This window comes from Streptomyces sp. T12, from assembly GCF_028736035.1.
Lineage (GTDB): Bacteria > Actinomycetota > Actinomycetes > Streptomycetales > Streptomycetaceae > Streptomyces.
In genome coordinates, this window is the sequence record NZ_CP117866.1 from 3,415,240 (window position 1) to 3,441,347 (window position 26,108).

At 69.9% G+C, this 26,108-nt stretch carries 21 protein-coding genes; 4 read left to right on the forward strand and 17 right to left on the reverse strand.

Annotation, left to right across the window (positions count from 1 at the left end):
* Positions 1 to 18: 18 nt before the first annotated feature.
* The 10 genes from PBV52_RS15205 to PBV52_RS15250 all read right to left on the reverse strand — a co-directional run bounded on the left by PBV52_RS15205 (position 19) and on the right by PBV52_RS15250 (position 15,334).
* On the reverse strand, positions 19 to 1,578 hold the full coding sequence (locus tag PBV52_RS15205) for an alkaline phosphatase (RefSeq protein ID WP_274238895.1): 1,560 nt from the start codon (positions 1,576 to 1,578) through the stop codon (positions 19 to 21).
* 167 nt (positions 1,579 to 1,745) lie between these two features.
* A complete protein-coding gene (locus tag PBV52_RS15210) occupies positions 1,746 to 3,230 on the reverse strand; it encodes an FG-GAP-like repeat-containing protein (RefSeq protein ID WP_274238896.1) in 1,485 nt (494 codons plus the stop codon).
* Positions 3,231 to 3,323: 93 nt separating this feature from the next.
* Entirely contained in the window at positions 3,324 to 4,838 is a 1,515-nt protein-coding gene (locus PBV52_RS15215) for an FG-GAP-like repeat-containing protein (protein ID WP_274238897.1), read from the reverse strand.
* Positions 4,839 to 4,888: 50 nt separating this feature from the next.
* The gene (locus PBV52_RS15220) at positions 4,889 to 6,262 is read right to left on the reverse strand and encodes an FG-GAP-like repeat-containing protein (RefSeq protein WP_274238898.1); all 1,374 of its coding nucleotides are present in this window, start codon (positions 6,260 to 6,262) and stop codon (positions 4,889 to 4,891) included.
* Between the two features lie 296 nt (positions 6,263 to 6,558).
* A complete protein-coding gene (obgE, locus tag PBV52_RS15225; protein ID WP_274238899.1) occupies positions 6,559 to 8,004 on the reverse strand; it encodes a GTPase ObgE in 1,446 nt (481 codons plus the stop codon).
* A gap of 137 nt (positions 8,005 to 8,141) precedes the next feature.
* Complete coding sequence (rpmA, locus tag PBV52_RS15230) at positions 8,142 to 8,396, reverse strand: 50S ribosomal protein L27 (RefSeq protein WP_030051735.1); 255 nt, start codon at positions 8,394 to 8,396, stop codon at positions 8,142 to 8,144.
* Positions 8,397 to 8,410: 14 nt separating this feature from the next.
* Positions 8,411 to 8,731, reverse strand: a complete 321-nt coding sequence (rplU, locus tag PBV52_RS15235) for a 50S ribosomal protein L21 (RefSeq protein ID WP_007381993.1) — start codon at positions 8,729 to 8,731, stop codon at positions 8,411 to 8,413.
* A 266-nt stretch (positions 8,732 to 8,997) separates the two neighbouring features.
* Positions 8,998 to 13,128, reverse strand: coding sequence for a ribonuclease E/G (locus tag PBV52_RS15240; protein WP_274238900.1), 4,131 nt, complete (start codon positions 13,126 to 13,128; stop codon positions 8,998 to 9,000).
* 262 nt (positions 13,129 to 13,390) lie between these two features.
* Complete coding sequence (locus PBV52_RS15245) at positions 13,391 to 14,173, reverse strand: TIGR03936 family radical SAM-associated protein (RefSeq protein ID WP_274238901.1); 783 nt, start codon at positions 14,171 to 14,173, stop codon at positions 13,391 to 13,393.
* A 48-nt stretch (positions 14,174 to 14,221) separates the two neighbouring features.
* Positions 14,222 to 15,334, reverse strand: coding sequence for a hypothetical protein (locus PBV52_RS15250; protein WP_274238903.1), 1,113 nt, complete (start codon positions 15,332 to 15,334; stop codon positions 14,222 to 14,224).
* A 331-nt stretch (positions 15,335 to 15,665) separates the two neighbouring features.
* On the opposite strand from PBV52_RS15250, the gene PBV52_RS15255 reads away from it, so the two are divergent.
* The 4 genes from PBV52_RS15255 to PBV52_RS15270 all read left to right on the forward strand — a co-directional run bounded on the left by PBV52_RS15255 (position 15,666) and on the right by PBV52_RS15270 (position 20,083).
* Complete coding sequence (locus PBV52_RS15255; protein ID WP_274238904.1) at positions 15,666 to 17,240, forward strand: recombinase family protein; 1,575 nt, start codon at positions 15,666 to 15,668, stop codon at positions 17,238 to 17,240.
* 406 nt (positions 17,241 to 17,646) lie between these two features.
* The gene (locus PBV52_RS15260) at positions 17,647 to 18,006 is read left to right on the forward strand and encodes a hypothetical protein (RefSeq protein ID WP_274238905.1); all 360 of its coding nucleotides are present in this window, start codon (positions 17,647 to 17,649) and stop codon (positions 18,004 to 18,006) included.
* A gap of 780 nt (positions 18,007 to 18,786) precedes the next feature.
* On the forward strand, positions 18,787 to 19,221 hold the full coding sequence (locus PBV52_RS15265) for a hypothetical protein (protein WP_274238906.1): 435 nt from the start codon (positions 18,787 to 18,789) through the stop codon (positions 19,219 to 19,221).
* A 277-nt stretch (positions 19,222 to 19,498) separates the two neighbouring features.
* Complete coding sequence (locus PBV52_RS15270; protein WP_274238907.1) at positions 19,499 to 20,083, forward strand: recombinase family protein; 585 nt, start codon at positions 19,499 to 19,501, stop codon at positions 20,081 to 20,083.
* A gap of 296 nt (positions 20,084 to 20,379) precedes the next feature.
* Here the strand turns inward: PBV52_RS15270 and PBV52_RS15275 are convergent, their stop codons facing one another.
* From PBV52_RS15275 to PBV52_RS15305, 7 genes are all read right to left on the reverse strand, one after another.
* Entirely contained in the window at positions 20,380 to 20,583 is a 204-nt protein-coding gene (locus PBV52_RS15275) for a hypothetical protein (RefSeq protein WP_274238908.1), read from the reverse strand.
* An 88-nt stretch (positions 20,584 to 20,671) separates the two neighbouring features.
* Positions 20,672 to 21,505, reverse strand: coding sequence for a helix-turn-helix transcriptional regulator (locus PBV52_RS15280; protein ID WP_274238909.1), 834 nt, complete (start codon positions 21,503 to 21,505; stop codon positions 20,672 to 20,674).
* Positions 21,502 to 22,026 (reverse strand): DUF6879 family protein, encoded by a 525-nt coding sequence (locus PBV52_RS15285; protein WP_274238910.1) that lies wholly within the window; start codon positions 22,024 to 22,026, stop codon positions 21,502 to 21,504. Before PBV52_RS15285 ends, PBV52_RS15280 begins: the two co-directional genes overlap by 4 nt.
* Positions 22,010 to 22,216, reverse strand: coding sequence for a hypothetical protein (locus PBV52_RS15290; protein ID WP_274238911.1), 207 nt, complete (start codon positions 22,214 to 22,216; stop codon positions 22,010 to 22,012). Before PBV52_RS15290 ends, PBV52_RS15285 begins: the two co-directional genes overlap by 17 nt.
* A gap of 169 nt (positions 22,217 to 22,385) precedes the next feature.
* The gene (locus PBV52_RS15295) at positions 22,386 to 22,547 is read right to left on the reverse strand and encodes a hypothetical protein (protein ID WP_274238912.1); all 162 of its coding nucleotides are present in this window, start codon (positions 22,545 to 22,547) and stop codon (positions 22,386 to 22,388) included.
* Between the two features lie 29 nt (positions 22,548 to 22,576).
* Positions 22,577 to 24,511: a TIGR03960 family B12-binding radical SAM protein gene (locus tag PBV52_RS15300; RefSeq protein WP_274238913.1), complete on the reverse strand. Its 1,935-nt coding sequence runs from the start codon at positions 24,509 to 24,511 to the stop codon at positions 22,577 to 22,579.
* Positions 24,512 to 24,598: 87 nt separating this feature from the next.
* Positions 24,599 to 26,104, reverse strand: a complete 1,506-nt coding sequence (locus tag PBV52_RS15305) for a CYTH and CHAD domain-containing protein (protein WP_274238914.1) — start codon at positions 26,102 to 26,104, stop codon at positions 24,599 to 24,601.
* Positions 26,105 to 26,108: the final 4 nt, after the last annotated feature.

The window sequence follows — 26,108 nt, forward strand, 5'->3', positions numbered from 1 at the left end:
TCACCAGAGTGACAGGAGTTACACGACCTCGACGCCCGGCTGCCCCGCCTCGACCCGCAGACTCGCCAGCGTGCTCGGCGTAGCCGTCTGCTGGCGCACCGTGTCGACGATCCGCACCTGCGCGTCGATGCCGTCGCGGCGGATGTCGAAGAGGTGGTAGCCGCGGTGGGCGTCGAGCAGCTTCCAGTGCGGGTTGTCCGGCACGCGCGGGTCCCACTCCTGGTGGAAGGCTGCCTGGTCCTGGTCGCCGTTGCTGGAGATGGACGTACCGACGAACTCCGCGCCAACCACGGCCGAGTTCGGGTCGGCGTAGTCCTCCTTGAGGTCGCTGATCATGGTCAGGTGGCGATCGCCGGTGAACACGACCGGGTTGCGGACCTGCTTCAACTCCTGCATCAGGGCGTCTCGTTCGACCTGGTAGCCGTCCCAGGCGTCGTAGTACCAGAGCTTGCCCTCGCCGACCTGGAGGTCGGTCTCGGCCATCATGATCTGCGAGCCGATCATGTTCCAGCGGGCCGGCGAGTGGCGCAGCCCGTCGAGGAGCCACTGCTTCTGCTCGGCGCCGAGCATGGTGAGCCCGGGGTCCTGGGCGCCTTCCTGGCTCGTGGCCTGGTCGCTGCGGTACTGCCGGGTGTCCAGCACGCTGAGCCGGGCGAGGCGGCCGAACTCCAGGCGGCGGTACATCTGGATGTGCGGGCCGTTCGGGATGGCGCTCGCACGGACCGGCATGTGCTCGTAGTACGCCTGGTAAGCCGCGGTCAGCCGGGCCACGAACGCGTCGTGCGGCTGCTTGCCCGGGTCCTGCGGGATCTCGCCGGCGAAGTCGTTGTCGACCTCGTGGTCGTCGAAGGTGACCACCCAGGGCGCGTTCGCGTGCATCGCGGCGAGGTCCGGGTCGGTGCGGTACTGGGCGTACCGGTTGCGGTACTGGACCAGGCTGTACGGCTCGCCCGTGCCCTCGTGCCGGCGCACGCCCGTCGCCGACGGGGTCGACTCGTAGATGTAGTCGCCGACGAAGAGGACGAAGTCGGGGTCCTGGGCCAGCATGTCGGCGTACGGCGTGAAGTAGCCGTGCTGCCAGTTCTGGCAGGAGGCCAGCGCCATGCGCAGCCGGCCGCCGGAGCTGTGCGGGTGGGGCGCGGTGCGGGTGCGGCCGGTGGGCGAGATCTGGCCGCTCGCGCGGAAGCGGTACCAGTACGTACGGCCCGGGCGCAGCCGCCGTACGTCCACGTGAACGCTGTGTCCCAGCTCGGGCCGGGCCTGCGCGACACCGCGGCGCACCGGCTTTTTGAACCGCTCGTCCTCGGCGAGCTCCCACTCGACCGAGACGTCGTGGTCGGGCATGCCGCCGCCGTTCAGCGGGTCCGGGGCGAGCCGCGTCCACAGCACGATGCCGTCGGGCAGCGGGTCACCGGAGGCGACGCCGAGGCTGAACACGCCCTCCGGCAGCGGTGTTTCGGCGGCTCGGGCCACGGTCGGCAGCCACAGCTGGGCGGAGGCCGCGGCGCCGAGCACCGCGGCGCCCGCGGTCAGAAAGCGACGTCGGTCGGGCGATACGGATCCGGAAACACCGGTCATCGGCGAACTCCCCTGCCTCGCTGGCCTCTTGGACACTTCGGATGCTCACGCCCGTGGGCGGTCTGGCTGCTGAACTACGAGCTTCGCGTGCATGACAAATAGGGAGACAACAGAAGACCCGTTGCGGCACGGGAACGTGCCCTTGCCACAACGGGTCCGGCGGTCGATCAGGAGTTGAACCCGGAGCCCAGCTTCGCGTTCGCGGCGACCGTGCCGAGGGTGCCGGCACCGAAGGTGAACGAGCCGGTCGGGGTGATCCCGGCCGACGTGGACTTGAACACCCACACCGACCCGGCGTTCGCGTTCTCCCCCGGTGCGCCGACGACGAGTTCGGCGCGGCCGTCGTGGCCCGCGTCCACGAGGTGGGTGGTGCGGCCGAAGGCGTCGTTGGTCTCCGCCGCGCCCGGCACGCCGGTGGTGTCCTGGTTGACCCCCGTGGCGCCGGTGCCGGTCAGACCGCTCGCGCTGCCGCGCAGCACGATGGCGCCGCCGGCGTTGCTCAGCCCGTCGAAGTCCTCGCCGGGCACGCCCGTCGAGACATCGGCGTACCCGTCGCCGTTGACGTCGGCGACCGAGATGTCGGAGCCGAATCCGTCCATCCGCTCGGCGGCGCCCGGGACTCCGGCGCTGTCCTGGTTGACGTACATCGCCTTGGTGCCTATGGGCCCGCTCGCGGAGCCCGGGATGAAGGCGACCCGGCCGCCCTTCGGGATCGGGGTGTCGAGGTCACTGTCGTAACCGTCCACAGGACGCCCCACCACGATGTCCGCGTAGCCGTCGCCGTTCACATCACCCAGGCCGAGCGACTCGCCGCCCTGCACCCGCCAGCCCCTGCTGTCCCGGAGCACGACCCCCTCGGCGAGGCCGTCCTGCGTGCCCTGCCAGTACGTGACGCGCCGGGCGTCGTACTCGTCGCCGTCGTTCATCGTGCCGACGACGTCGTCGATACCGTCACCGTTGACGTCACCGGTGGCCAGGTCCAGGAAGCGGGGGTCGGAGTCGTCCTGGACGATCTGCTCCCCACCGCTCGCGGAACCGTCCCGTCCGAAGGGACCCTTGACGACCCGCAGCTTGATGAGGCTCTCCACGACGACCAGGTCGCTCGCCCCGTCACCGTTCACGTCACCGACGGTGAGCTGGTCCTTGGCGCTGAGCCGGTCGTAGGTGTTGTGCCCGTACGCCAGCGCGGCGCCGCCCGACAGTCCGTTCGCCCCGCCCCAGACGACCTGCACGAGCCCCGTCTCGGCGCCGCCTTCGACGGAGTCCTCGCCGGTGGCGCCGACGATCAGGTCCGCGTACCCGTCCCGGTCGAGGTCGGCGGTGCTGACCGCGCTGCCGAACCGGTCGTCGGTCTCGGCGGAGTCGGTGACACCCGCGGTGTTCTGGCTGATGACCTGCTTGGAGGCGGTGTTGAGCCCGCTCGCCGAGCCGTACACCACGGCCACGTACCCGGCGCGCGTCTTGCCGTCGACGGTCGCCTCGGGCGCCGCCACGGCGAGGTCGGCGTAGCCGTCGCCGTTGAAGTCGTCCTGGGGCTTCGCCGTGGCGGACGGAGTGTCCCCGGAGGCGTGGGCGGCGGGCAGAACGGCCGCTCCCGTCACCGCCATGACGACGGCAAGTCCCGTGCGCCAGGTTCCCTTGCGCCTGTTCATGGTGCTGTCTCCTGTCGTTTGCGTGGGGGGATGGTCGTACGGAGAGTTGTCGTAAGAGAGGGATCTATGCGCCGTACGAGGAAGTCGTCGCCGTCAGTCCGCCAGTGAGGCACCGAATTCGGCCCCGGTCGCGGGCAGGCCCATGGTGGCCGAGCCGAAGGAGAAGGAGCCGCCCGCGGTGATGCCTCCGGAGGTGGCCGAAAAGACCCATACCGAACCGTTGTTGGCGTTCTCGGCGGGGTCGCCCACCACCAGGCCGTCCCTGTTGTCGGCGTTGGCGTCGACCAGTGCGGTCTCCGCGCCGAAACGATCCAGCTTCTCGGCGGTGCCGGGCACGCCGCTGGTGTTCTGGCTGAACGACTTGTATCCGGTGGCGGTCAGGCCGTTCGCACTGCCGCGCAGCACGAGCACGGTGCCCGCGTCGGTGAGGCCGTCGAAGTCCTCGCCGGGCAGCCCGGTCGCCACGTCGAGGTAGCCGTCGCCGTTGGTGTCGCCGATGGACAGGCCCGAGCCCATGCCGTCCCCCTGCTCGGCCGCACCCGGCACACCGGCCGTGTCCTGGTTGATCCACACCGGCTTGCGGGTGGTCGAGACGCCGCCCGGGCCGCCGTAGACGACGGCCAACCCGCCGCCGCGGAAGGGGGGTTCGGCGCTGTCGTACATGTCGTTGGGGCGGCCGACGACGATATCGCCGTATCCGTCCTTGTTCAGGTCGCCGATCGCGGCGTCCTCGCCGCCGATGATGCGGCCCTGGGCGTCCCTGAGCCAGCCCTTGAGGGTGAGCCCGCCGCTGCCGCCGGTGAGGAGGGCGGCCGCACGGGAGTCGGGCGACCCGTTGCTGCCGAGGCGCACGACCACGTCGGCGACCCCGTCGCCGTTGACGTCACCGGCCGTCAGCGAGTGGAAGTTCGTCGCCCGGTCGGGAAAGACGCGGAAGTAGTCCTTCTTCGCGGCTTGTCCGGCCCGGGTGAAGGGACCGTGCCACACCGTGCCGTCCCCGTTGTCCTGGTCGGGGGTGTCGCTGTTCCAGTCGTCGGCGCTCCCCGTCACCACGTCCGGGCGCTTGTCGCCGTCCACGTCCGCGACGGTGAATCCCCCCTGCCACTCGTGCTGCGGGGCCCAGGTCAGGGTCGTCGCCGTGGCCGAAAGCCCCTGCGGGCCGCCCCAGTTGACGAGGAGAGCGTATCCGTTGTCGACGTCCATCATGTACTGCCCGACGGTCGACAGCAGGTCCGCGTACCCGTCCCCGTCCAGGTCGGCGCTCTGCAGCCGGGTGCCGTACCCGCCGTTGTATTCGTCGGCCGCCCGGTTCAGCACCTGCCTGCGCGAGGTCGACAGCCCACCGGAGGCGCCGTACAGCACACTGACCGCACCCGCCCTCGTCTCGCCGTCCGGTGCGGTGCCCGGCGCGCCGATCGCCAGGTCGGGATACCCGTCCCCGTTGAAGTCGTCGTGCAGCCGCTTGACGCTCGGCGTCGTGGCCGTGGCCCCGGTGGCGGCGTTGACGGCGGGCACCGCCAGCACCCCGGCGACGACCGCGACGCCGGTGGCGAGGGCGAGGCGTCTGCGGCGGGTGAGCGGAGTACGGCGGTGGGAAAGCGAAGCCATGTGATTCCTGACGCAGGGAAGGAGTGTGGGCCGGCGAGAAGGGAAGCTGATCAGCGCGGGAACCGGTGGCCGAGCCACGCCCCGCTCGCGACCGTCCCGAGGGTGCGGGCGCCGAACGCGAAGGAGTTCTCGGCCGTGACGCCGCTGGAGCCGGACCGGAACACCCACACGCCACCGGCGTACGAGTCCTCCGCAAACGCGGCCACCACGGGCTCGGCCCGCCCGTCGCCGTTGCCGTCGACGAGATGCACGCGCTCGCCGAAGCGGTCACCCGTCTCGGCGGTGCCGGGAACGCCGGCACTGTCCTGACTGAGGAGTCTGCCGCCGGCCCCGGTGGGTCCGTCCGGTCCGCCGGGTACGACGACGAAGGCGCCGGCCTGCTTCAGCGTGCCCAGGTCCTCGTACGGGTCACCGGCCAGGACGTCGCCGTAGCCGTCGCCGTTGACGTCGCCGACCGCGATGTCGTGGCCGAGCATGTCCTCGGGCTCGTCGACTCCGGGCATGCCGGGGGTGTCCTGGGTGATGCTCCGGGGGGCGACGGAGTCGGCCGGGCCGTTCGCCGTGCCGTAGAGGAACCTGAGCCGTCCACCGCCCATGACGATGTCCTCGCGGTGGTCGCCGTTGACGTCGCCGATCGCCAGGGAGTAACCGGGTCTGATCCTCTCGCCCTGCGCGTCCCTGAGTACGACCAGCGGCCGCAGGCCGTCGCGGCTGCCGCGCAGGAAGTTCAGGTGCTCGCCGCGGTCGCCCTCGTCGTCCGCGTCGAACGAGCGGGCGACGGTGACGATGTCGGTGACGCCGTCGCCGTCCACATCACCGGCCACCACGTCGACCAGGTCGAGGTCGCCGTCGACGAGCTCCGCCCCGGTCACGTCGGCGGGCACACCGTCACGCCCGAAGGGTCCGTACTCCACGCGGCCGTTGTCGAGCAGGTCCTGATGCCCGTCGCCGTCGAAGTCGCCGGTGACGGTCCCGCCCCCGCTCTGGTACCTGCCGTCGCCGACGGCGGGCCGCACCTTCCCCGAGGTGAGGCCGCCGGGGCCGCCCCACAGCACCGTCCGGCTGCCCTGCCGGGCGATGCCGCCCTGCTCCCACTGCTCGCCGTCGGCCGACACCTGCAGGTCGCTGTATCCGTCGCCGTCCAGGTCGGCGACGACGAGGTCCGAGCCGAAGCGGTCACCGGCCTCGACGGTGCCCGGAATGCCGGCGGAGGCCTGCGTGTACACCTTCTTGGCCGTGCCGCGGAGCCCGTTCGCGGACCCGTACAGCACGGCGACGTAGCCGGCCTTGGCCTTGCCGTTCACCGTGGCGTTGGGAGCGGCGACGGCCAGATCGCCGTACCCGTCGCCGTTGAAGTCCTGCCGCACGGTGCCGGTCGCCGCCTGGGCGTACCCGGACGGCAGCACACCGACACTCGCAGCCACCAGGGCGACAGCTATGGCAACCGTACGCCGTGTCCTGCGTGAAACAGCCTCGACCACGTCGACTCCGGGAATCCGATGGGCAGTTGACGGTGGCGGGGTCCCGAAAAATCAAGATCCTCATCCACGCCGCCCAGTACGACTCACAGAGGGACGAAGGGGTTGCCCTGAGATACGCCGGGAATTTTCCCGTCGTTCAGACAGGACGTTCAGGAGACGCGAAGGGCCGGGGGCAACAGCCCCCGGCCCACAGTCACGGCAACGCCGCGCGCTGCTCAGACTCAGAACGCCGCTCAGACTCAGAACGGCTCGAAGTCGTCGAACTCCTGCGCCGCTTCATCATGCTCGGCCTGCTTGTCACGCCGACGCTGCGCGGCAGGGCGCGGCGCCTCGAAGCGGTGGTCCTCGCCCCGGCGACCCAGCATCTCCGCACCGGCCACCACCGTCGGCTCCCAGTCGAAGACGACGGCGTTGTCCTCGGGCCCGATGGCGACGCCGTCACCGGAGCGGGCCCCCGCCTTCATCAACTCCTCTTCCACACCAAGGCGGTTGAGCCGGTCGGCGAGGTAGCCGACGGCCTCGTCGTTGTTGAAGTCGGTCTGCCGCACCCAGCGCTCGGGCTTCTCACCGCGCACCCGGAACAGCGGCTCGCCCGCGATCTCCTCGCGCGTCACGGCGAAGCCCGCGTCGTCGACGGCCTTCGGCCGGATCACGATCCGCGTGGCCTCTTCCTTCGGCTTCGCGGCCCGTGCCTTGCCGACCAGGTCCGCCAGCGCGAACGACAGCTCCTTCAGCCCGATGTGCGCGACCGCGGACGCTTCGAAGACCCGGTAGCCACGGGCCTCCAGGTCCGGCCGCACCATCTCGGCGAGGTCCTTGCCGTCCGGTACGTCGATCTTGTTCAGGACGACGATCCGCGGCCGGTTGTCCAGCCCGCCGTACTCCCGCAGCTCCGCCTCGATGATGTCCAGGTCGGAGACGGGGTCGCGGTCGGACTCCAGCGTCGCGGTGTCCAGTACGTGCACGAGCACGCTGCACCGCTCGACGTGCCGCAGGAACTCCAGGCCGAGGCCCTTGCCCTGGCTGGCGCCCGGGATGAGCCCCGGGACGTCGGCGATGGTGTACACGGTCGAACCGGCGGTCACCACGCCGAGGTTCGGCACAAGGGTCGTGAAGGGGTAGTCCGCGATCTTCGGCTTGGCGGCGCTCAGCACGGAGATCAGCGAGGACTTGCCGGCGCTCGGGTACCCGACCAGCGCCACATCGGCGACCGTCTTCAGCTCCAGGACGATGTCCTGGAGGTCCCCCGGCTCACCGAGCAGCGCGAACCCCGGCGCCTTGCGCCGCGCCGACGCCAGCGCCGCGTTGCCGAGCCCGCCCCGGCCGCCCTGCGCGGCGACGTACGACGTGCCGTGCCCGACCAGGTCGGCGAGGACGTTGCCGGCCTTGTCCAGCACGACCGTGCCGTCCGGCACCGGCAGGATCAGGTCCTGGCCGTCCTTGCCGGACCGGTTGCCGCCCTCGCCGGGCTTGCCGTTGGTGGCCTTGCGGTGCGGGGAGTGGTGGTATTCGAGCAGCGTGGTGATCGACTGGTCGACGGTGAGGATCACGTCCCCTCCGCGCCCGCCGTTCCCGCCGTCGGGCCCGCCGAGCGGCTTGAACTTCTCACGGTGAACGGAGGCACAGCCGTGGCCTCCGTTACCCGCGGCGACATGCAGCTCGACGCGGTCCACGAAGGTGGTCATGGTGGGGTGCCTCCAGCACTTGAAAGGTTCGTACAGCTTTGTCTTCTACGTAACACGCGAAAGGCGGACCCGCCTTCCCACTCGGGAAGTGAGGTCCGCCTCGCGAAAAGTTCGGTCGAAGCCTTGAGTCAGGGGACTCAGGCGACCGGAACGATGTTCACGACCTTGCGGCCACGGCTGGTGCCGAACTCCACCGCACCGGCCTGCAGCGCGAACAGCGTGTCGTCGCCGCCACGGCCGACGCCCGCACCGGGGTGGAAGTGGGTGCCGCGCTGGCGGACCAGGATCTCACCCGCGTTGACGACCTGACCGCCGAAGCGCTTCACGCCGAGCCGCTGGGCGTTCGAGTCGCGACCGTTCCGGGTGGACGATGCGCCCTTCTTGTGTGCCATTTCTCCTCAGTCCCTTACTTCGCAGCCGCGGGGATCTCAGTGACCTTGATCGCCGTGTACTGCTGGCGGTGGCCCTGACGACGGCGGTAGCCGGTCTTGTTCTTGTAGCGAAGGATGTCGATCTTGACGCCCTTGTGGTGGTCCACGACCTCGGCCTGGACCTTGATGCCGGCCAGCACCCACGGGTCGCTGGTCACAGCGTCGCCGTCGACAACGAGCAGGGTCGAGAGCTCGACCGTGTCGCCAACCTTGGCAGTGGAAATCTTGTCAACCTCAACGATGTCGCCGACAGCAACCTTGTGCTGGCGACCACCGCTGCGCACGATGGCGTACACGCGGATCTCACTCTCTCGCTCGGAAACGGCACCCCCGAAGTCCAGCCACCACGCACGCGGGCGGCCTCTCCAGAACACCCTGTGCTCCGGAGGAAGAGGTTTACGGGGATGTGGCGTGCCTATATCCACGGACACGCCGACGGTCAAGGTTACGGGGCCGTGGCCGAGGGGGTCAAACCGGGCCGGGCCCCAACGCCGTGCGGCCGGTCACAGGGACCGGCCGCACGGCGTATCACTCGTTGATGAGCGTCACTCTTCGCTGACCATCACTCGTCTGTGGCGGCCGAGACCGTGGTCTTCTTCGCCGTCGACTTGGCCGCGGCCGTCTTGGTGGTCTTCGCCGCCTTCTTGGCCGTCGCCTTCTTCGCGACCGTCTTCTTGGCCGCGGTCTTCTTGGTGGCGGCCTTCTTCGCCGTGGCCTTCTTGGCCGTCTTACGGGCCGTCTTCTTGGCCGGAGCCGTCTCCTCGACGCCCTCCTCGGCGGCCGGGGCCTGAGCAGCGGCGCCGGGCTCGGCCTCCGCGGCCGGGACGACCACGACGGCCGTCTCCTCGGACGCGGTCGGCGCGGTGGCCTTGCGCACGGCACGGCGCCGCGGACGAGCCGGAGCGGCGCTCTCGGCGACCGCCTCGGCCGCAGCCTCCTCGGCCTGCTCCGCCGGAGCCGTGGCCGGGGCCTCGGCCTCCGGCTCGGGCGCGGCCTCGCTGACCGTGACCACGGCGGCCTCGGCCCCCGCGGGCGATCCGGCGGGCGCGGACACCTTGCGGGTCGCACGACGCCGCGTACGTCCCTTGGGCGCGGCCTCCTCGGCGACCGGTGCGGTGGCCGCGACCTCGGTGGCCGGAGCCTCAGCGGCCGGGGCCTCGACGACCGCGTCCTCCACGGCCACGGGCTCGGCCTTCGCCTCGGCGGCCGACTCCGGCTGCACCGGACGCGCCACCTCCTCGGCGACGGTCACGTCCTGAGCCGTGGGAACCGCCTCGGGCTTCCTGGGCGCACCCGCCGGAGCAGACACCCGTCGGCCACCGCGGCGCCGCGAACGACCACCGCGACCGGCCGCGGCCTCGGCCTCGGCGACGCTGCTGTACAGCTCCTCGTCCGGCGCGAAGGCCGGCTCGGGCAGCGCGGCGGGCTCGGCGATCTCGGCAGCGACCTCGGTCTCGGTCTCCGCCTCCTCCTCGGCCGTCTCGACCGGCTCGACGGCGACGGAGGCCTCGTGCACCTGCTCGGGACCGGCACCGGCACGCGCGCGCTTCTTGCGCTTGCCGCCGCCACCGACAGCCGTCGGCTGCTCCATGTGCACGATGACACCGCGCCCGTTGCAGTGGACGCAGGTCTCGGAGAAGGACTCCAGCAGGCCCTGGCCGACCCGCTTGCGGGTCATCTGGACCAGGCCCAGCGAGGTGACCTCGGCGACCTGGTGCTTGGTCCGGTCCCGGCCCAGGCACTCCAGCAGGCGCCGCAGCACCAGGTCCCGGTTGGACTCCAGCACCATGTCGATGAAGTCGATGACGATGATGCCGCCGAGGTCGCGCAGCCGCAGCTGGCGGACGATCTCCTCGGCCGCCTCCAGGTTGTTCCTGGTGACCGTCTCCTCGAGGTTGCCGCCCTGACCGGTGAACTTGCCGGTGTTGACGTCGACGACGACCATCGCCTCGGTCCGGTCGATCACCAGCGAACCGCCGCTGGGCAGCCAGACCTTGCGGTCCAGCGCCTTGGCGAGCTGCTCGTCGATCCGGTAGGTGGCGAAGACGTCGACCTCGGAGGTCCACTTCGAGAGCCGCTCGGCGAGGTCCGGCGCCACGTGCGAGACGTAGCCGTGAACGGTCTCCCAGGCCTCGTCACCGCTGACGACGACCTTGGAGAAGTCCTCGTTGAAGATGTCGCGCACGACCCGGACGGTCATGTCCGGCTCGCCGTACAGCAGCGTCGGAGCGTTGCCGTTCTTCGACTTCTTCTGGATCTCCTCCCACTGCGCCTGCAACCGCTCGACATCCCGGCGCAGCTCGTCCTCGCTCGCGCCCTCGGCGGCGGTGCGCACGATGACGCCCGCGTCCTCGGGGACGATCTTCTTGAGGATGGTCTTCAGCCGGGCGCGCTCGGTGTCGGGCAGCTTGCGGCTGATGCCGGTCATGGAGCCCTCGGGGACGTACACGAGGTAGCGGCCCGGGAGGGAGACCTGGCTGGTCAGACGCGCGCCCTTGTGCCCGATCGGGTCCTTGGTGACCTGGACGAGGACGGACTGGCCGGACTTCAGGGCGGACTCGATGCGCCGCGGGCCGTTGGCCATGCCCAGCGCCTCGAAGTTGACCTCACCGGCGTAGAGCACGGCGTTGCGGCCCTTGCCGATGTCGATGAAGGCGGCCTCCATCGACGGCAGCACGTTCTGGACCTTGCCCAGGTAGACGTTGCCGACGTACGAGGTCGACTGCTCCTTGTTGACGTAGTGCTCGACGAGCACGTTGTCCTCGAGGACGCCGATCTGCGTGCGGTCGCCGTGCTGACGGACGACCATCACGCGCTCGACGGCCTCGCGGCGGGCGAGGAACTCGGCCTCGGTGATGATCGGAACGCGACGACGGCCCTGCTCACGGCCTTCCCGGCGGCGCTGCTTCTTGGCCTCCAGGCGCGTGGAGCCCTTGATGGACTGCACCTCGTCGGACGGCTCGGCACCCCTTTCCCGCGCGGGGCGGGGCTCGCGGACCTTGACGACGGTGCGCTCGGGGTCGCCCTCGCCGGGCTCGCTCTCGACACCGGTGTCACCGGCGCGACGACGACGGCGACGCCGGCGCCGGCTGGAGCTGGAACCGCCACCCTCTTCGGCGCCCGCCTCCTCGGCGTCCTCTTCCTCCTGCTCGGCGGTGTCCTCGGCGTCCTGCGCGGCCTGCGCTGCGGCGAACTCCTCGCCGTCACCGCCCTCGGCCTCCGCGGCCTCACCGCGACGACGACGCCGGCCACCACGCCGACGACGCCGACGCGACCCGGTCTCCTCGGTCTCCTCAGACTCATCGGCCTCTTCGGCCTCTTCACCCTCGACGACGTCCGCGGCAGCCTCTTCGGCCTCCTCGGTCTCGTCCTCGGCGGCGGCCTCGACGCCCCGGGCCTCGGCGTCCTCACCGAACGCGCCACCCCGGCGCCGGCGACGACGCCGCGACGCGCCCGCCTGCTCCTCCGGGGTCTCCTCGACGTCCTCGGTCTCCGCCTCGGCGGCGGCCTCGGCGGCGGCCCGCTGGGGCGTCTGGAACTGCGGCTCGGTGAACACGGGCGCCTGGAACACGGCCACGGCGGGCCGCGCCGGGCGCGGGGCCTCGGGCGCCTCGGAGGCGGGGGCGTCAGCGGGCGCGGCGAACCCGGCGGCGGCCCGCCGGACGACACGACGACGGCGGCGGGGGGCCGCTTCCTCGTCGGTCTCGGCCGCGGGCGCCTCGGCGGGCGCTCCGACACCGGTGACCGCGGCGGTCTCCGCCTCGATACCGGGGGTCACGGGGGTCTCCGACGTCACCGACGTCTCGGCGGGAGCCTCGGCAACTGCGGCCTCGGGGGCCTCGTCGGCCGCGGACACACGCCGCGTGGCACGACGCCGACGACGCGGGGCGGCAGCCTCGGCGGCCTCGCCGGAGTCGGCAGCCGCAACCGGCGCGGCAGCCTCGGCAGGCTCCTCCGCCTCGGCGGCGATCTCGGCACTCACCGCCGCCTCGGCATCGGCAGGCGCGGAAACCCGACGCGTGGCACGCCGACGCGTACGACGCGGCGCCGTCTCCTCGCTCACCTCGGCGCTCTCAGCCGCAGGCGCTTCAGCAGCGGCCGGCACCTCGACGGCGGCAGCGCTCTCGGCCCCGGAGACCACGGTCTCGGCAGCCTTCTCGCCGGCCTCCGCCTTCGCCGGAGCACCGGCAGGAGCCGACGCGCGACGCACCGCGCGCCGACGCGTACGACCGGCAGGCGCGGCCTCCTCGGTCACCTCGGCGCTCTCAGCCGCAGGCACTTCGGCAGCGGCCGGGCTCTCCTCGGCGACGGACGCGGCGGCAGCCACCGGCACCACGGTCTCGGCTGTCTCGGCCACCTCGGCAGCCGCGGGGGCCCCGGCGGGCGCCGACGCACGACGCACCGCGCGCCGACGCGTACGACCGGCGGGCGCAGCCTCGACCGTCTCTGCGGTCTCCGTGGTCTCTTCGGACTCTGCGGTCTCTTGGGCTTCTGCAGCCTCAGGAGTCACTTCGGCCTCGGCGGCCTCGGCGACCGGTATGGCCGGCTCGACCACCTCTGTGGGCTGTGCCTCGGCGGCGGCCGTCGGAGGCCCAGCCGGGCGCGACGCGGCGCGGCGCCGACGGCGCGGCGGCAGAGTGTCGCTGGGCGTGTTCAGTTCGGAACCCTCGGTGGGTTCGGTCGGTTCGAGCATGCGGGCGTTTCTCCCGTCAGGCTCCCGGGCGCCGCACCTGGTCCGGCGATATGCCGGTGACGTCCGCGGCTCGCGCATTGCGCGACTGCCGCCGTCCGGGGCGCGGGCGCCGCACGGGAGCTCTCTGTGTCCTGTCTCGCCGGTTCCGTACGCCGAATGCGTACGGCCTGGCGAAAGTCTTCTGGTCGGTGCGCTGCCCGACCCAGGTGGCTCCCGAGTACGAGGGCGGCGCTTCGACGTGCGTCCCTACGCGGGACCTTCCTTACGCCGGCGCCGTCGCGGCGGCAGCGGTCTCGGCCTCGGTTGGGGCCGTCGCTGCCTCGCGGTCGGGCGCGAGCGGGTCGGTCACCGTGCCGGTCTCTTCATCGAACAGCCCCTGCGCCAGCCTGGTCACCGCTGCGGGGACCGGCGGCGCCAGGTCGGCCACGGCGCGGAGACCGGACAGGACGTCGTCGGGTCGTACGGCAGGCGTCACGTGCCGAACAACCAGCCGCAGTATCGCACAGGCCTGGTCGGTCGGCCTATCAGCTGCCGAACTGTGCGTTTCCGTTCCGTCGGTGCTTTCGAGGTGGACGACCGCCGGGCGGGCGTCGAAGGTGCGCACGCCGTTCTTGGTCATGCGCTGGACCTCGACCGTTTCGGCGGCGTTGAAGGCCGCGACCGCGCGCTCGGCGTCGGCCGGGTCCACGCCGTCGAGCCGCAGCTCCCAGACCGACGCCGTGAGCCGGTCGGCGAGCCCGGAGATCCGGGCCTCGACCGCCTCGGTGACGTCGAGCCCGGCGGGCAGCGACTCGTCGAGGAGCACTCTCAACTGCTCCGGATCGCGCGCCTCGGTGAGCGCGATCTCCAGGTACTCCGCCTCACTGCCCGTACCGGTGGGTGCGGCATTGGCGTACGACACCTTCGGATGCGGCGTGAACCCCGCCGAGTACGCCATCGGCACCTCGGCACGGCGCAGCGCACGCTCGAAGGCGCGCTGGAAGTCACGGTGGCTGGTGAACCGGAGGCGGCCGCGCTTGGTGTAGCGCAGTCGGATGCGCTGCACCGCGGGTGCGGGCGGCGGGCCTTCGGGCTGTCGCTTGCCCAGTGTCGTTCAGTCCTTCGTGAGAGCGGTCGTACTGCTACCAAGAGTACGTGTCTCACGGCCCGGAGGTTCCCGCCGGGCCACCACCTCCCGCTGCTTCGGTTCCCCGAACAGCATCCGCCGGAAGTCGGCCCGCGCCTGCCGTACGGACTCGCGGGCGGCGCTGAGCGCCTGCCGGGTGGCGCGCCCCACACTGCGGGCGGCCTCGGCGACGGGCCGCAGCACCGCGTCCCGGACGACGTGCCCGACCGGCGTGAGCACCGTCCGGTACACCCAGCGCACCGGCTCCACGAAGATCCACCGGAAGAGGCTCGCGAGGAACCGTCCGACGGCGAGCGAGATCCGCCCGGCGACCCGCCACGCGTGCCCGAGCCCATCCCAGATCTCCCTGCCGATGACGGCGAGCACACGGCCGACGGGCGCGAGCACCCACCGGTACAGGCCCACCGCGGGCAGCACGAACAGCACGCGCGCGATCCAGTACAGCGCGATCCCGATCCCGGTGACGACCGTGCTCACGAGCCACACAAGGCCCCTCGCGCACCAGGCGATCGCCCGCCCCACCGGCGCGAGCATCCACTCGTACACCCACAGGGCGGGGACGACGAGCAGATACCGCACCAGCCACGCCACCGCGCCGAACACCCCGAGCCCGATCGCGGCGAGTACCGCACCGAGCCCCCGGAGGACCCACATCACCGCATGCCCGACCGGCGTGAGCACGCGCGCGTAGAGCCACTCCAGCCCGGCCCCGATCCCTCGCGCCAGCCACGCGCACGCGTGCCCGACGGGAGTCAGCACGTACCGGTACAGCCACACCGCAGGTATGACGAACAGCACGTTCCCGAGCCAGGCGAGCCCCTTCGCGACGGGCACGACGACGTACCGCCACAAGGCCACGAACGGCCAGACGAACACCGCCCGCCCGAGCCACAGCAACGCCCGCCCCAGCGGCCGGAGCACCGTGTCGTTCAGGAAGCGCCCGCCGACGACGAGCGCGTCCCACACCATCCGCACCGGCACGACCAGCACGAGCACGACGATCCGCACCGGGATCCGGATCGCGACGACCAGGCACCCTTCGGGGTCCTGGCGCTGCGGTGGCGGTTTTTCGAGGTCCATGTCGTCGTAGACGCCGGAACGGGCCGGGCGGATGCGGATCGGGGATGGAGATCTCGCGGAACTGCTCGGACCGCGCGACGAGCGCGCGCTGACCGCAGCCGGTCAGCCCGCCGGACGCAGCTGAGCCCCCTCCGATCAAGAGGGGGCTCAGAGGTCCTCACACGAGCGACTCGCTCACCTCAGTGCGCGTGACCACTCGACGCAGGCGCCGGCGCGGCGTTCTTGACCGTAAGAGGCAGCAGCTTCTTACCGGTCGGCCCGATCTGGATGTGCGTGTCCATCTGCGGCCATAGCAAGACAGCTCCACATCTAACCTGTACGCTCCGCGACCATGAAGACGTACGACATCGAGAGCGAGTGGACCGCCTCGGACCTGGCTCTCCTGAAGGACCTGAAGCGGGCGGAGGCTCTGCTCCCCGAGGATGCTCCGCGCGCGCTCCTCTCCGTCCGCCTGTCCGTACTTACGGAAGACACCACCTCACCCGTACGACAGGAACTCGACCTGCGTCTCCTGGCCAGAGAGAAGGGGTACCGCGTCGTCGGTGTCGCCTCCGATCTGAACGTGTCGGCGACGAAGGTTCCGCCGTGGAAGCGGAAGGAGCTCGGGGAGTGGCTCAACAACCGGGCCCCAGAGTTCGATGCTCTGCTCTTCTGGAAGCTCGACCGCTTCATCCGTCGCATGACGGACCTGTCCACGATGATCGAGTGGTGCGAGCGGTACGGGAAGAACCTCGTATCGAAGAACGACGCGATCGACCTCAGTACGACCGTGGGCCGGATCATGGTCACGCTCATCGGCGGCATCGCCGAGATCGAGGCGGCGAACACGTCGACCCGCGTCACGTCTCTGTGGGACTACGCACGCACGCAGGACTCGTGGCTCGTCGGGAAGCCGACGTACGGATACGTCACGACGAAGGCGGACGGGAAGCCGACGCTCGCCATCGAGCCGAGCGCACACAAGGCACTGCACTGGGCCCGGCGCATGGCGCTCCGGGGCGTCTCCGCCCGACGTATGGCCCTCTGTCTCGTCCGCTCCGGACTCATGTCGGCAGGACTCACCACGTCGACTCTCCTCCGACGCCTTCGTAACCCCGCGCTCATGGGCTACCGGGTCGAGGAGAACAAGCAGGGCGGGAAGCGGCGGAGCAGGCTCGTCCTCGGTAACAATGGCAAGCCGATGCGAGTCGGCCCCCTGATCTTCACCAAGGAGGAGTTCGAGACCCTTCAAGCGGCACTCGACCGACGGGGTAAGAGCCAGCCCACCCGACAGGCGGGCGGAGCGACCCAGTTCCTCGGCGTACTCATCTGCGTCGACTGCTCGACCAACATGACCGTGCAGAAGAACATGAGCAACGGCCGGAGCTACACCTACCTGCGCTGCGGGAAGTGCAAGGGCGGCGGGCTCGGCGCACCCAACCCGCAGGACGTGTACGACGTCCTCGTGGGCGATGCACTGCGGGTCCTCGGCGACTTCCCCGTCCAGGTCCGGGAGTACGCGAAGGGAGCCGAGGCACGCGCCGAAGTCAAGCGGCTCGAAGATGCCATCTCCTATTACATGGCGGAGCTCGAACCAGAGGGCCGCTTCTCGAAGACGCGGTTCACTCGCGAGCGGGCGGAGAAGACGCTCGACAAGCTCACGGAAGAGTTGAGCGCCATCGATCCCGAGACCACGCAAGACCGTTGGGTACTCGTGCACAACGGCAAGACCTTCCGGGAGATGTGGGAAGCCGGCGGTATGGAGGCCATGGCTGAGGACCTGCGCCGCGTGGGCGTCACGTGCGATGTGACCCGCACGAAGGTGAAGGGAGTGCGAGCCCCGTCCGTACACCTGCGGCTCAAGATCCCGCGCGACGTACGCGAACGCCTGGTCATCAAGGGTGACGACTTCGCCGCAAGGCTCTGACGAAGGAGCAGGGACAGACATCTCCGGGCGGCTCAGCAGCCAGGCCCGGAGGTGTTCCGGCTTGACGGTCGGGCCGGGCTCCGGATAGGAAGACTCTCCCGCTCCTTCTGGGAGCGGACACCGTAGCTCCCGCCGTTCAGCGGCGGTAGAGCTGGCCACTCCGTGAGGGGCCGCGATCCCGAGGGGCTCGCAGGGACGTCGAGGACGTCCCGAAGCGCAGGACGGTACTGCGCGACTTCCACCCAACGCTGAGGCGCGGCTCCGTGCTGCCCTCGGCCAGCGCCAGGAGTCGCCAGCCCTTGAACATCACGATCGAAGTCGTCTGGACCTGTGAGGTCTGCGCGTCGCCTCTTGTCGACAACGAAGCGCACGAGTGCAGCCGCTCCCCGCAGGAAGGGGGCAGCCGGTGACGATCAGCTTCGGCCACAACCGTCCGTGGGGTGGTGTCTCCCAGCACGAGTACCGGCGCATGGCACAGCACCCCGGGCACCCTCTCGCCTACCGTGTCCACTTCGCCGCCATCGGTTGGGCAGACCGGCAAGGCCACGCAGCCTTCGAGCCTGGCCGGCTGGCCGTGCTGCTGGGCAAGGAGGGCAAGGAGGGCAAACCACTGTCCGACCAGAGCACCCGCAACGCGGTGGCCCGCGCCAAGGAACTGGACCTCGTGTCGTCCCGTTCCGGGGCCGCGTGCCTTGTGCTTCCGTCTCACCTGTTCCAGAAGGGCAAGGGCGCGCCGGTCCCCTGCCGCCTCCACCAGGATCGATGAGTACACGCGCTGCGTGTAGTCAGAGCACGTCCGGGGTGTACCGGCACAGCCTCCGACCTGCGAAAACGTTCGCGCCCTCTCTTATCTATTTGGCCCAGTCCGGCCTCTGTCGAGACCGACTGAAGGAAGCAGCCTGCTTCAAGGGCAAGTAGGGGCGCGGCAGCGCCCCCATTAGGGAGAGACAACGGCGCAGAGAAAGGCAGCAAGGGGCGGCCTCCCGGCCGCCACAGTCGCAGTGCTCAACGACAGTGCGGCCCCGGAGGGGGCCGACAGGAGCAAGCCCTAGGGGGGCGCTGCCGCGCCCCGCAGGTGCAGCCGTTAGGCCCTGTTCCTTGCAGCTTTCCGCCGCTGCGAGCAAGGCAGGGTAGGCCTGTGACCAGGCCATACGCTCTCGCCGTGGCAGCCTGCGGGCAGGGCAGACGGACCCTGGAACCGTGGCGGAACCTTGGCTGCTATGACATGGCGGTCGGGCTTGCCCCCTTCGGGGGGGGTCATACCCCACCCCTGCCCCTGCCGTCACGTCTGCCTGCCATCGACAGGCGGACGGCTGTGCGCTGGCGTGAGCGCCAGACGGGGCGCACGCCTGGCCTTGCCGGTCGAACACCAGGGCAGGCCGCGAGACGGGCGCGAAGCGCCTTGCTGTGGACGAAGGGGCAAGTGTCTGCACGCACTTCTTTGGTCCCTGCCCACCAGGGTCTTCTGGCCCACGGAATACCAGGTTGATTCAGCTCCACCCGGGGTGCTCCAGTTGGCACCGCACGAAAGGTAGGACCCATCCGTATGACGAACTCACCGCCTGAACGCACCCTCATCTACGCCGTCGATCTGACCCCCCAGAACGTCCGCGCCCTGGAGACGTTCCTCAACGCGCAGTTGGGGCGAGTGTCCGAGGATGTCTGTGAGACCGGCGAGATCTCTTTCGCGATGCGGTCCCTGCTCATCCTGGTCAGCGACTCAGCGGGCTTCCTGCACCAACTCCTCACGGTGGAGCGGCCCGAGCCGTGGCAGCGGGCTGCGATCGTGCGTGAGTGGCAGCGGCTACGCAGCACCGCCCTTGACTTCAACCACTGCGACGGCTTCGACTACGACCGCTGGTGGAAGCAGATACGGCACTACGACGCCGCCGACGAAGCCGCCGAGCAGGAGCGAATCCGTCACTTCGCCACCCTGTACCCCTGGACGGACGATGAAGCTGACCAGGGCAAGGAGGATTAGCGAGACACTCTGCCCCCTACCAGTGGAGTCACCCGATCAGAGTGGGGCCAGTAGAACTTGGAACCCTGGTCCCAAAAGAAGTGCGCACCGACGGGCAAGCGTCCCGACGGGTGCGACAGTCGCCCCACACAGGCAAGCGTGGGCCGTCTCGAAAACCAAGGTTTGTGAGACGAGAGACGGAGCGCCCCTCACAGGGGCACAGCCCTGTTCAAAACCCGTCTCGAAATCCTCGTCTCGGACTTGATCTTTTGAGACGAGTTCTGAGACGGTCCGTGCCATGACGACGAACACGATCACTGGCCAGCTCATCGGTTACGCCCGCGTCTCCACTGACGACCAGGAAGCGCAGCTTCAGCGCGACGCGCTGACGGCCGCAGGGTGCGTCCGCATCTTCGAGGACAAGGCCAGTGGGAAGAGCACCGACCGGCCGGAACTGACGGCCGTACTGGACTACGCCCGACCGGGCGACGTCCTGTGCGTGTGGAAGCTTGACCGGCTCGGCCGGTCGCTCATCGACCTTGTGTCCATCGTCGACGGCCTGCGCGAGCGCGGCATAGGTTTCCGCGTGCTCGACGGTGCGCTCTCCTCCGTCGACACCACGTCGGCCGACGGACGCCTCTTCTTCCAGATCATCGCGGCCATGGCGGAGTTCGAGCGGTCGCTCATCAAGGACCGCACGCGAGCCGGACTGGAAGCAGCCAAGGCGCAGGGCCGTACCGGCGGCCGGCCGTCTGTGGTGGACGAGGACGTACTCACCGTGGCCCGTGCCAGGAAGGCCAAGGGCGAGAGCGTCAGCGCCATCGCCAAGGCCCTCGGCGTCTCCCGCGCCACGCTGTACCGACACCTGGGAGAGAGCGCCTGAGACAGGCGCACAGCTGTTCAGACAGGCCCCCGGCTACGTCGGGGCCGTTGTCGCACGTGGACGCACAACGCTGCCTTACTCAGCCCGCACCACCATGGCGAACGACGTACAGACCCGCCGAAAGCCGCGATGGTTGCTCAGGCCGGTATGGCTCATGCACTCGACATCGACCGCCGCGCTGTCCGTCGAAGGCTCCGCCTTCCATTTGCAGTGCAGGCACTCCGCTTCGAAGATCACGTCCGTGTCCGGATGCCGCGTGATCCGGTGTGTCACGAACCGCGGGACCGTGCGAGCCATCACTCGGCCCCGTGGTCTTCCCGGAGGTGCGTGCGGAGCACGACGTTCGCGTCCGTCGCCTTCGAGTAGTCGCCGACCGATCGGGCGTTGGCTCGGATCACGGCGACGCCGAGGCACTGCCGACAGCCCGCGACGGGGTCCGGGTCTCCCTCCGGAAGGGTCAGGTTCACCGGCCCTGCCATCGTCGTCTTGGGTGTGCTCATCCGTACGACCTCCCGACTGTTCGCCTGCCGAAGGATGATCCCCCGGGGTGCGCACGGAATGGCGCTTCAGTCGCGTAGTCGACTGAAGTCATGCACGGCAAGCGGCGGACCACTCGGCCAGCCGTTCCCGCGCATCTTCGCCGAAGAGGGCGTGTTCCTCGTACCCGGCGAACTCCCTCAGGTACGCCTGAACATCTCGGCCGTCGCGGAGCACGAGACTTCCCGCCGTCGTCTCGATGGTGACCAACGCGGTGTCGTAGATGGTGAACGTACTCAGAGGGGTTCGGGGCGTCAGTGCACCTACAGGGATCACCCCGATCTGAACGTTCGGGAGGTAGGACAGGGACGCCAGCCGGTCCATCTGCTCGGCCAGTGCCAGTGGGGAGACGACCGGCCAGCGAACCGCCTGCTCAGTCAGAACGAACGTGAACCGCTTCGAGGCGTCGTAGAGGACGGCTTGCCGTCCCAGCTTCCCCGCTACGGCCTTGCTCGTGTCGGCCGTCGAGTGAGCCAGGCTCGCCCGTACATACTCCGGTGTTGCAAGCAGGCCGGTAACCATCGAGAGCAGGAAGTACCGCATCTGCGTGGAGGACGCTTCGAGCGACTTCAGCTCGGCCTGTCTCGTACCGAGCCCCTTGCGCCGAAGCTCTCGGACGTTCCGCCACTCGGTGTTCGCCATCCTGGCGAGGGCGGAGACCTCGGCAACGAGTTCCGGCGGAGCGTCCAGCGCTCGCAAGATCTGCTCGACGTCAACCAGGGACGGCCGTGTCCTGCCGTTCTCGATGCGAGACACCTTCGACTGGGACATGTTGCAGCGTGCCGCGAGCCGGTCCCCTGAGAGGCCGGCTCGCTTGCGCAAGTCCCGAAGCAGAGAGGCGAGTTCGGTACCAGACTCGCCAAGCTGCTCAGCCTCGAACGTCACTCCGTCACGCGCTCCACGTACTCCAGGAAGGGAACCGACTCGGCAACGGCGATGCGCTGCCACTCGATGAAAGGCGCAGGGTCGCCCTCGTACAGCTCCCGGCTGATCTGTGTGCCGTCGCCCTCGTAGTGCATCAGGACGACCGTCGAGCGGTCGAACATCCAGAAGTCCCCGACCTCCGGCAACGGGTTCTCTCGCTCGGTCACGTCAAGGATGCGGATGTCCTCCCCGGCGAGCACGTGCGGGGCGTAGTACCTCGAGAACTCGAAGCGCAGGTACTCGGAGAGCGATCGAGTCAGGACGTGCACTCGCCCCTTACTCTTGCCCTCGCCGCGCAACCGCTTCAGGTCTTCCGTGTACGCGGACGAGTAGGCGTGCGGGTCGACGCGCTTGCCTGCCCGGAAGGCTTCAAGCTCTTCCGCCTCCTGCGGTACGAGGTACTGGGGCAGGGTCTCCAGTCGCCACGCTTCCGACTGGAAGCCTCGGAGCTTCGCCCGCCACTCGTCACCATCCAAGAGCACGAACGGCCTCCCGAAGAACACTCTCGGGGATCTCCACGAGCCCTTCGCCCTGCGGGGGCGTGAAGATGTCGGACACGTCGCCCTGAACCACGATGGAGCCGGAAGCGGTGCGGTAGACGTTCGGGCAGTCGTCCTCTCCACACGTGCCGTTGCCGTTGCCGGTGAGCCGAGTCAGTTCTTCGCGTGCCATGCGGAACCCCCTTGACTTGTCCGGCCCGGGCGGGCCGCCTGAGACGACCGTACGGGGGTCGCTCGCGGCCGTCCATGCACGGACGTGACTCATGCACGTAGTCGCATAAACGGGACCCCAGGAACGCCGAGAGGCGCCCGGACAGGATCGTCCGAACGCCTCTCTACGCCTACACCCACTCGACCGCCGAGACGATGCCCGAGTCCTGCCGAGGGGCGGGGAGCGGCGTGCGCCGCTCGGGGCGGGGAGCCTGCTCGCGCTCCTTCGCGCCGAGTCCTCGCAGGGCTTCGGCGCGGTCCGCCTCGGGTACGTCGGCAAGCGCCTCAGCCATCCGATGGATGGCATCGCCGCTGGTCACGGCTACTTCTTGACCGTGAGCGGGAGCAGCTTCTTGCCGGTGGGGCCAATTTGTATAGCCGTGTCCATCTGCGGGCACACCCCACAGTCGAAGCACGGCGTCCACCGGCAGTCCTCCACCTCGGTCTCGTCGAGGGCGTCCTGCCAGTCCTCCCAGAGCCAGTCCTTGTCGAGGCCGGAGTCGAGGTGGTCCCAGGGCAGGACCTCCTCGTACGTGCGCTCGCGCGTCGTGTACCAGTCGACGTCGACACCGAAGGGGGCCAGCGCCTTGTCGGCGCAACTCATCCAGCGGTCGTAGGAGAAGTGCTCGCGCCAGCCGTCGAAGCGGCCGCCGTCCTCGTAGACCGCGCGGATGACCGAGCCGATGCGGCGGTCGCCCCGGGACAGGAGGCCCTCGACGATGCCGGGCTTGCCGTCGTGGTAGCGGAAGCCGATCGAGCGGCCGTACTTCTTGTCGCCGCGGATCTTGTCGCGGAGTTTCTCCAGACGGGCGTCCGTCTCCTCCGCGCTCAGCTGCGGCGCCCACTGGAACGGCGTGTGGGGCTTGGGGACGAAGCCGCCGATCGAGACCGTGCAGCGGATGTCGTTGGACCTGGAGACCTCACGGCCCTTGGCGATCACGTTCATCGCCATGTCCGCGATCTGCAGGACGTCGTCGTCGGTCTCCGTCGGCAGGCCGCACATGAAGTACAGCTTCACCTGGCGCCAGCCGTTGCCGTACGCCGTCGCGACCGTACGGATCAGGTCCTCTTCCGAGACCATCTTGTTGATGACCTTGCGCATGCGCTCGGAGCCGCCCTCGGGGGCGAAGGTCAGGCCCGACCTGCGACCGTTCCTCGTGAGCTCGTTCGCCAGGTCCACGTTGAACGCGTCCACGCGGGTGGAGGGGAGGGACAGGCCGATCTTGTCCTCCTCGTACCTGTCCGCCAGGCCCTTCGCGATGTCGCCGATCTCGCTGTGGTCGGCCGACGAGAGGGACAGGAGCCCGACCTCTTCGAAGCCCGTCGCCTTCAGGCCCTTGTCGACCATGTCGCCGATGCCCGTGATCGAGCGCTCGCGCACCGGGCGCGTGATCATGCCCGCCTGGCAGAAGCGGCAGCCCCGGGTGCAGCCGCGGAAGATCTCCACCGACATGCGCTCGTGGACCGTCTCGGCGAGGGGGACGAGGGGCTGCTTGGGGTACGGCCACTCGTCGAGGTCCATGACGGTGTGCTTCGACACGCGCCACGGGACACCCGACTTGTTCGGTACGACGCGGGCGATACGGCCGTCGGAGAGGTACTCGACGTCGTAGAACGCCGGGATGTACACCGAGCCCGTCTTCGCGAGGCGGAGGAGGACCTCCTCGCGGCCGCCCGGCTGCCCCTCCGCCTTCCACTCGCGGATGATCTTCGTCATGTCCAGCACGGCCTGCTCACCGTCGCCGATGATCGCCGCGTCGATGAAGTCCGCGATCGGCTCGGGGTTGAACGCAGCATGGCCGCCGGCCAGCACGATCGGGTCGTCGATCGTCCGGTCCTTCGACTCCAGCGGGATGCCCGCCAGGTCCAGGGCCGTCAGCATGTTCGTGTAGCCCAGCTCGGTGGAGAAGCTCAGCCCGAACACGTCGAACGCGCGCACCGGCCGGTGGCTGTCCACCGTGAACTGCGGGACGCCCTGCTCGCGCATGAGCGCCTCCAGGTCCGGCCACACGCTGTACGTGCGCTCGGCGAGGACGCCCTCCTGCTCGTTCAGGACCTCGTAAAGGATCATGACGCCCTGGTTGGGCAGACCGACCTCGTACGCGTCCGGGTACATGAGCGCCCAGCGGACGTCACAGGACTCCCACGGCTTGACCGTGGAGTTGAGCTCTCCGCCGACGTACTGGATCGGCTTCTGCACATGCGGGAGCAGAGCTTCGAGCTGCGGGAACACCGACGCAGCGACTTCGGCAGGCATCTCGCGACCTTCGTGAGCGGGACAGAACTGACAGGGGTGACCATCTAGCCTAACGCGGCCGCGACCACCCCCCGTACGCCCGGAAGGTCAGAGGGTGTCCGCCTCGCCCTTGATCCCGTCCCAGAACCCGGGCAGCTCGGCCTCCACGGCCTGCGCCCGCTGCTCCTCACGGCCGTAGAGCAGCCCGTACGTGAAGGCGCTCTCCCCCGCTGCGTGGGCAACCGCGGACAGCTCGCGCAGAGTCTGCCGGGCCATCACGCTGTCCTGGTGCTCCCCGAGCAGGTTCTGCAGGGACTTCATGGACTTGACCATGGCCTTGGCGGGCTTGCCGAGGACCGGGCAGGCCGCCTCGGCCGCGTAACGGGTGCGCTTGGTCTTCTTGCGGGCCTCGTGGATCGCGACGTCCCGGTCGGTGCCGGGCTCCAGCTCCAGCGCCTGCCCGACGAGCCCGGTGACCTTCCGGAAGTCCTTCCGCACGGCCTTGGCGATCACCGTGTGGGGCTTCTTCCCGGCCGCCTTCAGCAGCGGCGGGTCCGCGATCAGCGCGTCCAGGGTGTCGAGCAGGGCGAGATAGCGCTGGGAGTCCAGGACGCCGATCAGCTTGCCGCGGGCCCCGCCGTGCTTGGCGCTCGCCCAGGTGTCCAGGCGCTCCGAGACCGGGCCGGAGACCAGGGTGCCGGGCACCTCGTCGAGGGCCGCCGTCAGCCGCTCGGTCAGCACCTCGCGGTCCCGGTCCACGCCCAGCTCGCCGGCCAGCCACTTCAGCTCGTCGCCGATCGGATCGGTGACGGCCCGGTCCAGGACTTTGCCGTACGACTTGAAGGTGCCGCGCATCCGGCGGGTGGCGACGCGCATGCTGTGCACGGAGTCCTCGACGTCCTGGCGTACGGCCGGGTCGAGCTCGACGATCGCGTCCCGCTGGGCACGGACGTACGCGAGCACGTGGTCGCCGGCGGTCACGGGGGCGTCGAACGAGGCGGAGGAACGCTTCTTCTTGGGGGCGGTCTCCGCGAGGGCCCGGCCCAGCTTCGAGGAGGACGCGGACGGCCGTACACCCGCCTTGCGCAGCCGCTTCTCCACCTTGTCGAGGAAGGCCGGGTCGCCGCCGTCGGCGAGCTCCACCTCGATCTCGGTCCACTGGACGTCACCGACGCCGCCACTGAGCCGCTCGGCGTGCACGGCGTCCACACTGACCTCCGCCAGCAGCCGTCCCTCCGCGTCGAGGAGGTCGCGCACGTCACGGTCCGAGCGCAGCCGGACCACGGGCAGCAGGTCGACGTCCCTGACCCGGGAGCGGACCAGAGCGGCGAGTTCGTCGGGAAGGGTGTCGGAGAGCGGTGCGCGGATCTCGTCGCGGACGCCCTCGGAGACGGGGAACTTCAGGTGCCAGCCCGCGTCCGATCCGCCGGTGCGGCGGCGCAGGGTGATCGAGGACGCGGTGAGGCGTTCGTCCACGGTGTCGTAATAGGTGGCGTCCAGGTGGACCACACCCTTGTCGACGACGGTCTCGACCCCGGCGACACCGGTCAGGTCGGGCAAGCCACTGTGGTCGGATTCGTACTTCCGCTCGATCTCGCGCTTTGTGTCCGCCATGACC

Coding starts and splice junctions, on each gene's coding strand:
- PBV52_RS15295 (WP_274238912.1), bottom strand. CDS start 22,547: ATGGCTGAGGCGCTTGCCGACGTACCCGAGGCGGACCGCGCCGAAGCC.
- PBV52_RS15210 (WP_274238896.1), bottom strand. CDS start 3,230: ATGAACAGGCGCAAGGGAACCTGGCGCACGGGACTTGCCGTCGTCATG.
- PBV52_RS15215 (WP_274238897.1), bottom strand. CDS start 4,838: ATGGCTTCGCTTTCCCACCGCCGTACTCCGCTCACCCGCCGCAGACGC.
- PBV52_RS15205 (WP_274238895.1), bottom strand. CDS start 1,578: ATGACCGGTGTTTCCGGATCCGTATCGCCCGACCGACGTCGCTTTCTG.
- rpmA (WP_030051735.1), bottom strand. CDS start 8,396: ATGGCACACAAGAAGGGCGCATCGTCCACCCGGAACGGTCGCGACTCG.
- PBV52_RS15305 (WP_274238914.1), bottom strand. CDS start 26,104: ATGGCGGACACAAAGCGCGAGATCGAGCGGAAGTACGAATCCGACCAC.
- PBV52_RS15270 (WP_274238907.1), top strand. CDS start 19,499: ATGACGACGAACACGATCACTGGCCAGCTCATCGGTTACGCCCGCGTC.
- PBV52_RS15290 (WP_274238911.1), bottom strand. CDS start 22,216: ATGGCACGCGAAGAACTGACTCGGCTCACCGGCAACGGCAACGGCACG.
- PBV52_RS15250 (WP_274238903.1), bottom strand. CDS start 15,334: ATGGACCTCGAAAAACCGCCACCGCAGCGCCAGGACCCCGAAGGGTGC.
- PBV52_RS15255 (WP_274238904.1), top strand. CDS start 15,666: ATGAAGACGTACGACATCGAGAGCGAGTGGACCGCCTCGGACCTGGCT.
- PBV52_RS15300 (WP_274238913.1), bottom strand. CDS start 24,511: ATGCCTGCCGAAGTCGCTGCGTCGGTGTTCCCGCAGCTCGAAGCTCTG.
- PBV52_RS15265 (WP_274238906.1), top strand. CDS start 18,787: ATGACGAACTCACCGCCTGAACGCACCCTCATCTACGCCGTCGATCTG.
- PBV52_RS15275 (WP_274238908.1), bottom strand. CDS start 20,583: ATGAGCACACCCAAGACGACGATGGCAGGGCCGGTGAACCTGACCCTT.
- obgE (WP_274238899.1), bottom strand. CDS start 8,004: ATGACCACCTTCGTGGACCGCGTCGAGCTGCATGTCGCCGCGGGTAAC.
- PBV52_RS15240 (WP_274238900.1), bottom strand. CDS start 13,128: ATGCTCGAACCGACCGAACCCACCGAGGGTTCCGAACTGAACACGCCC.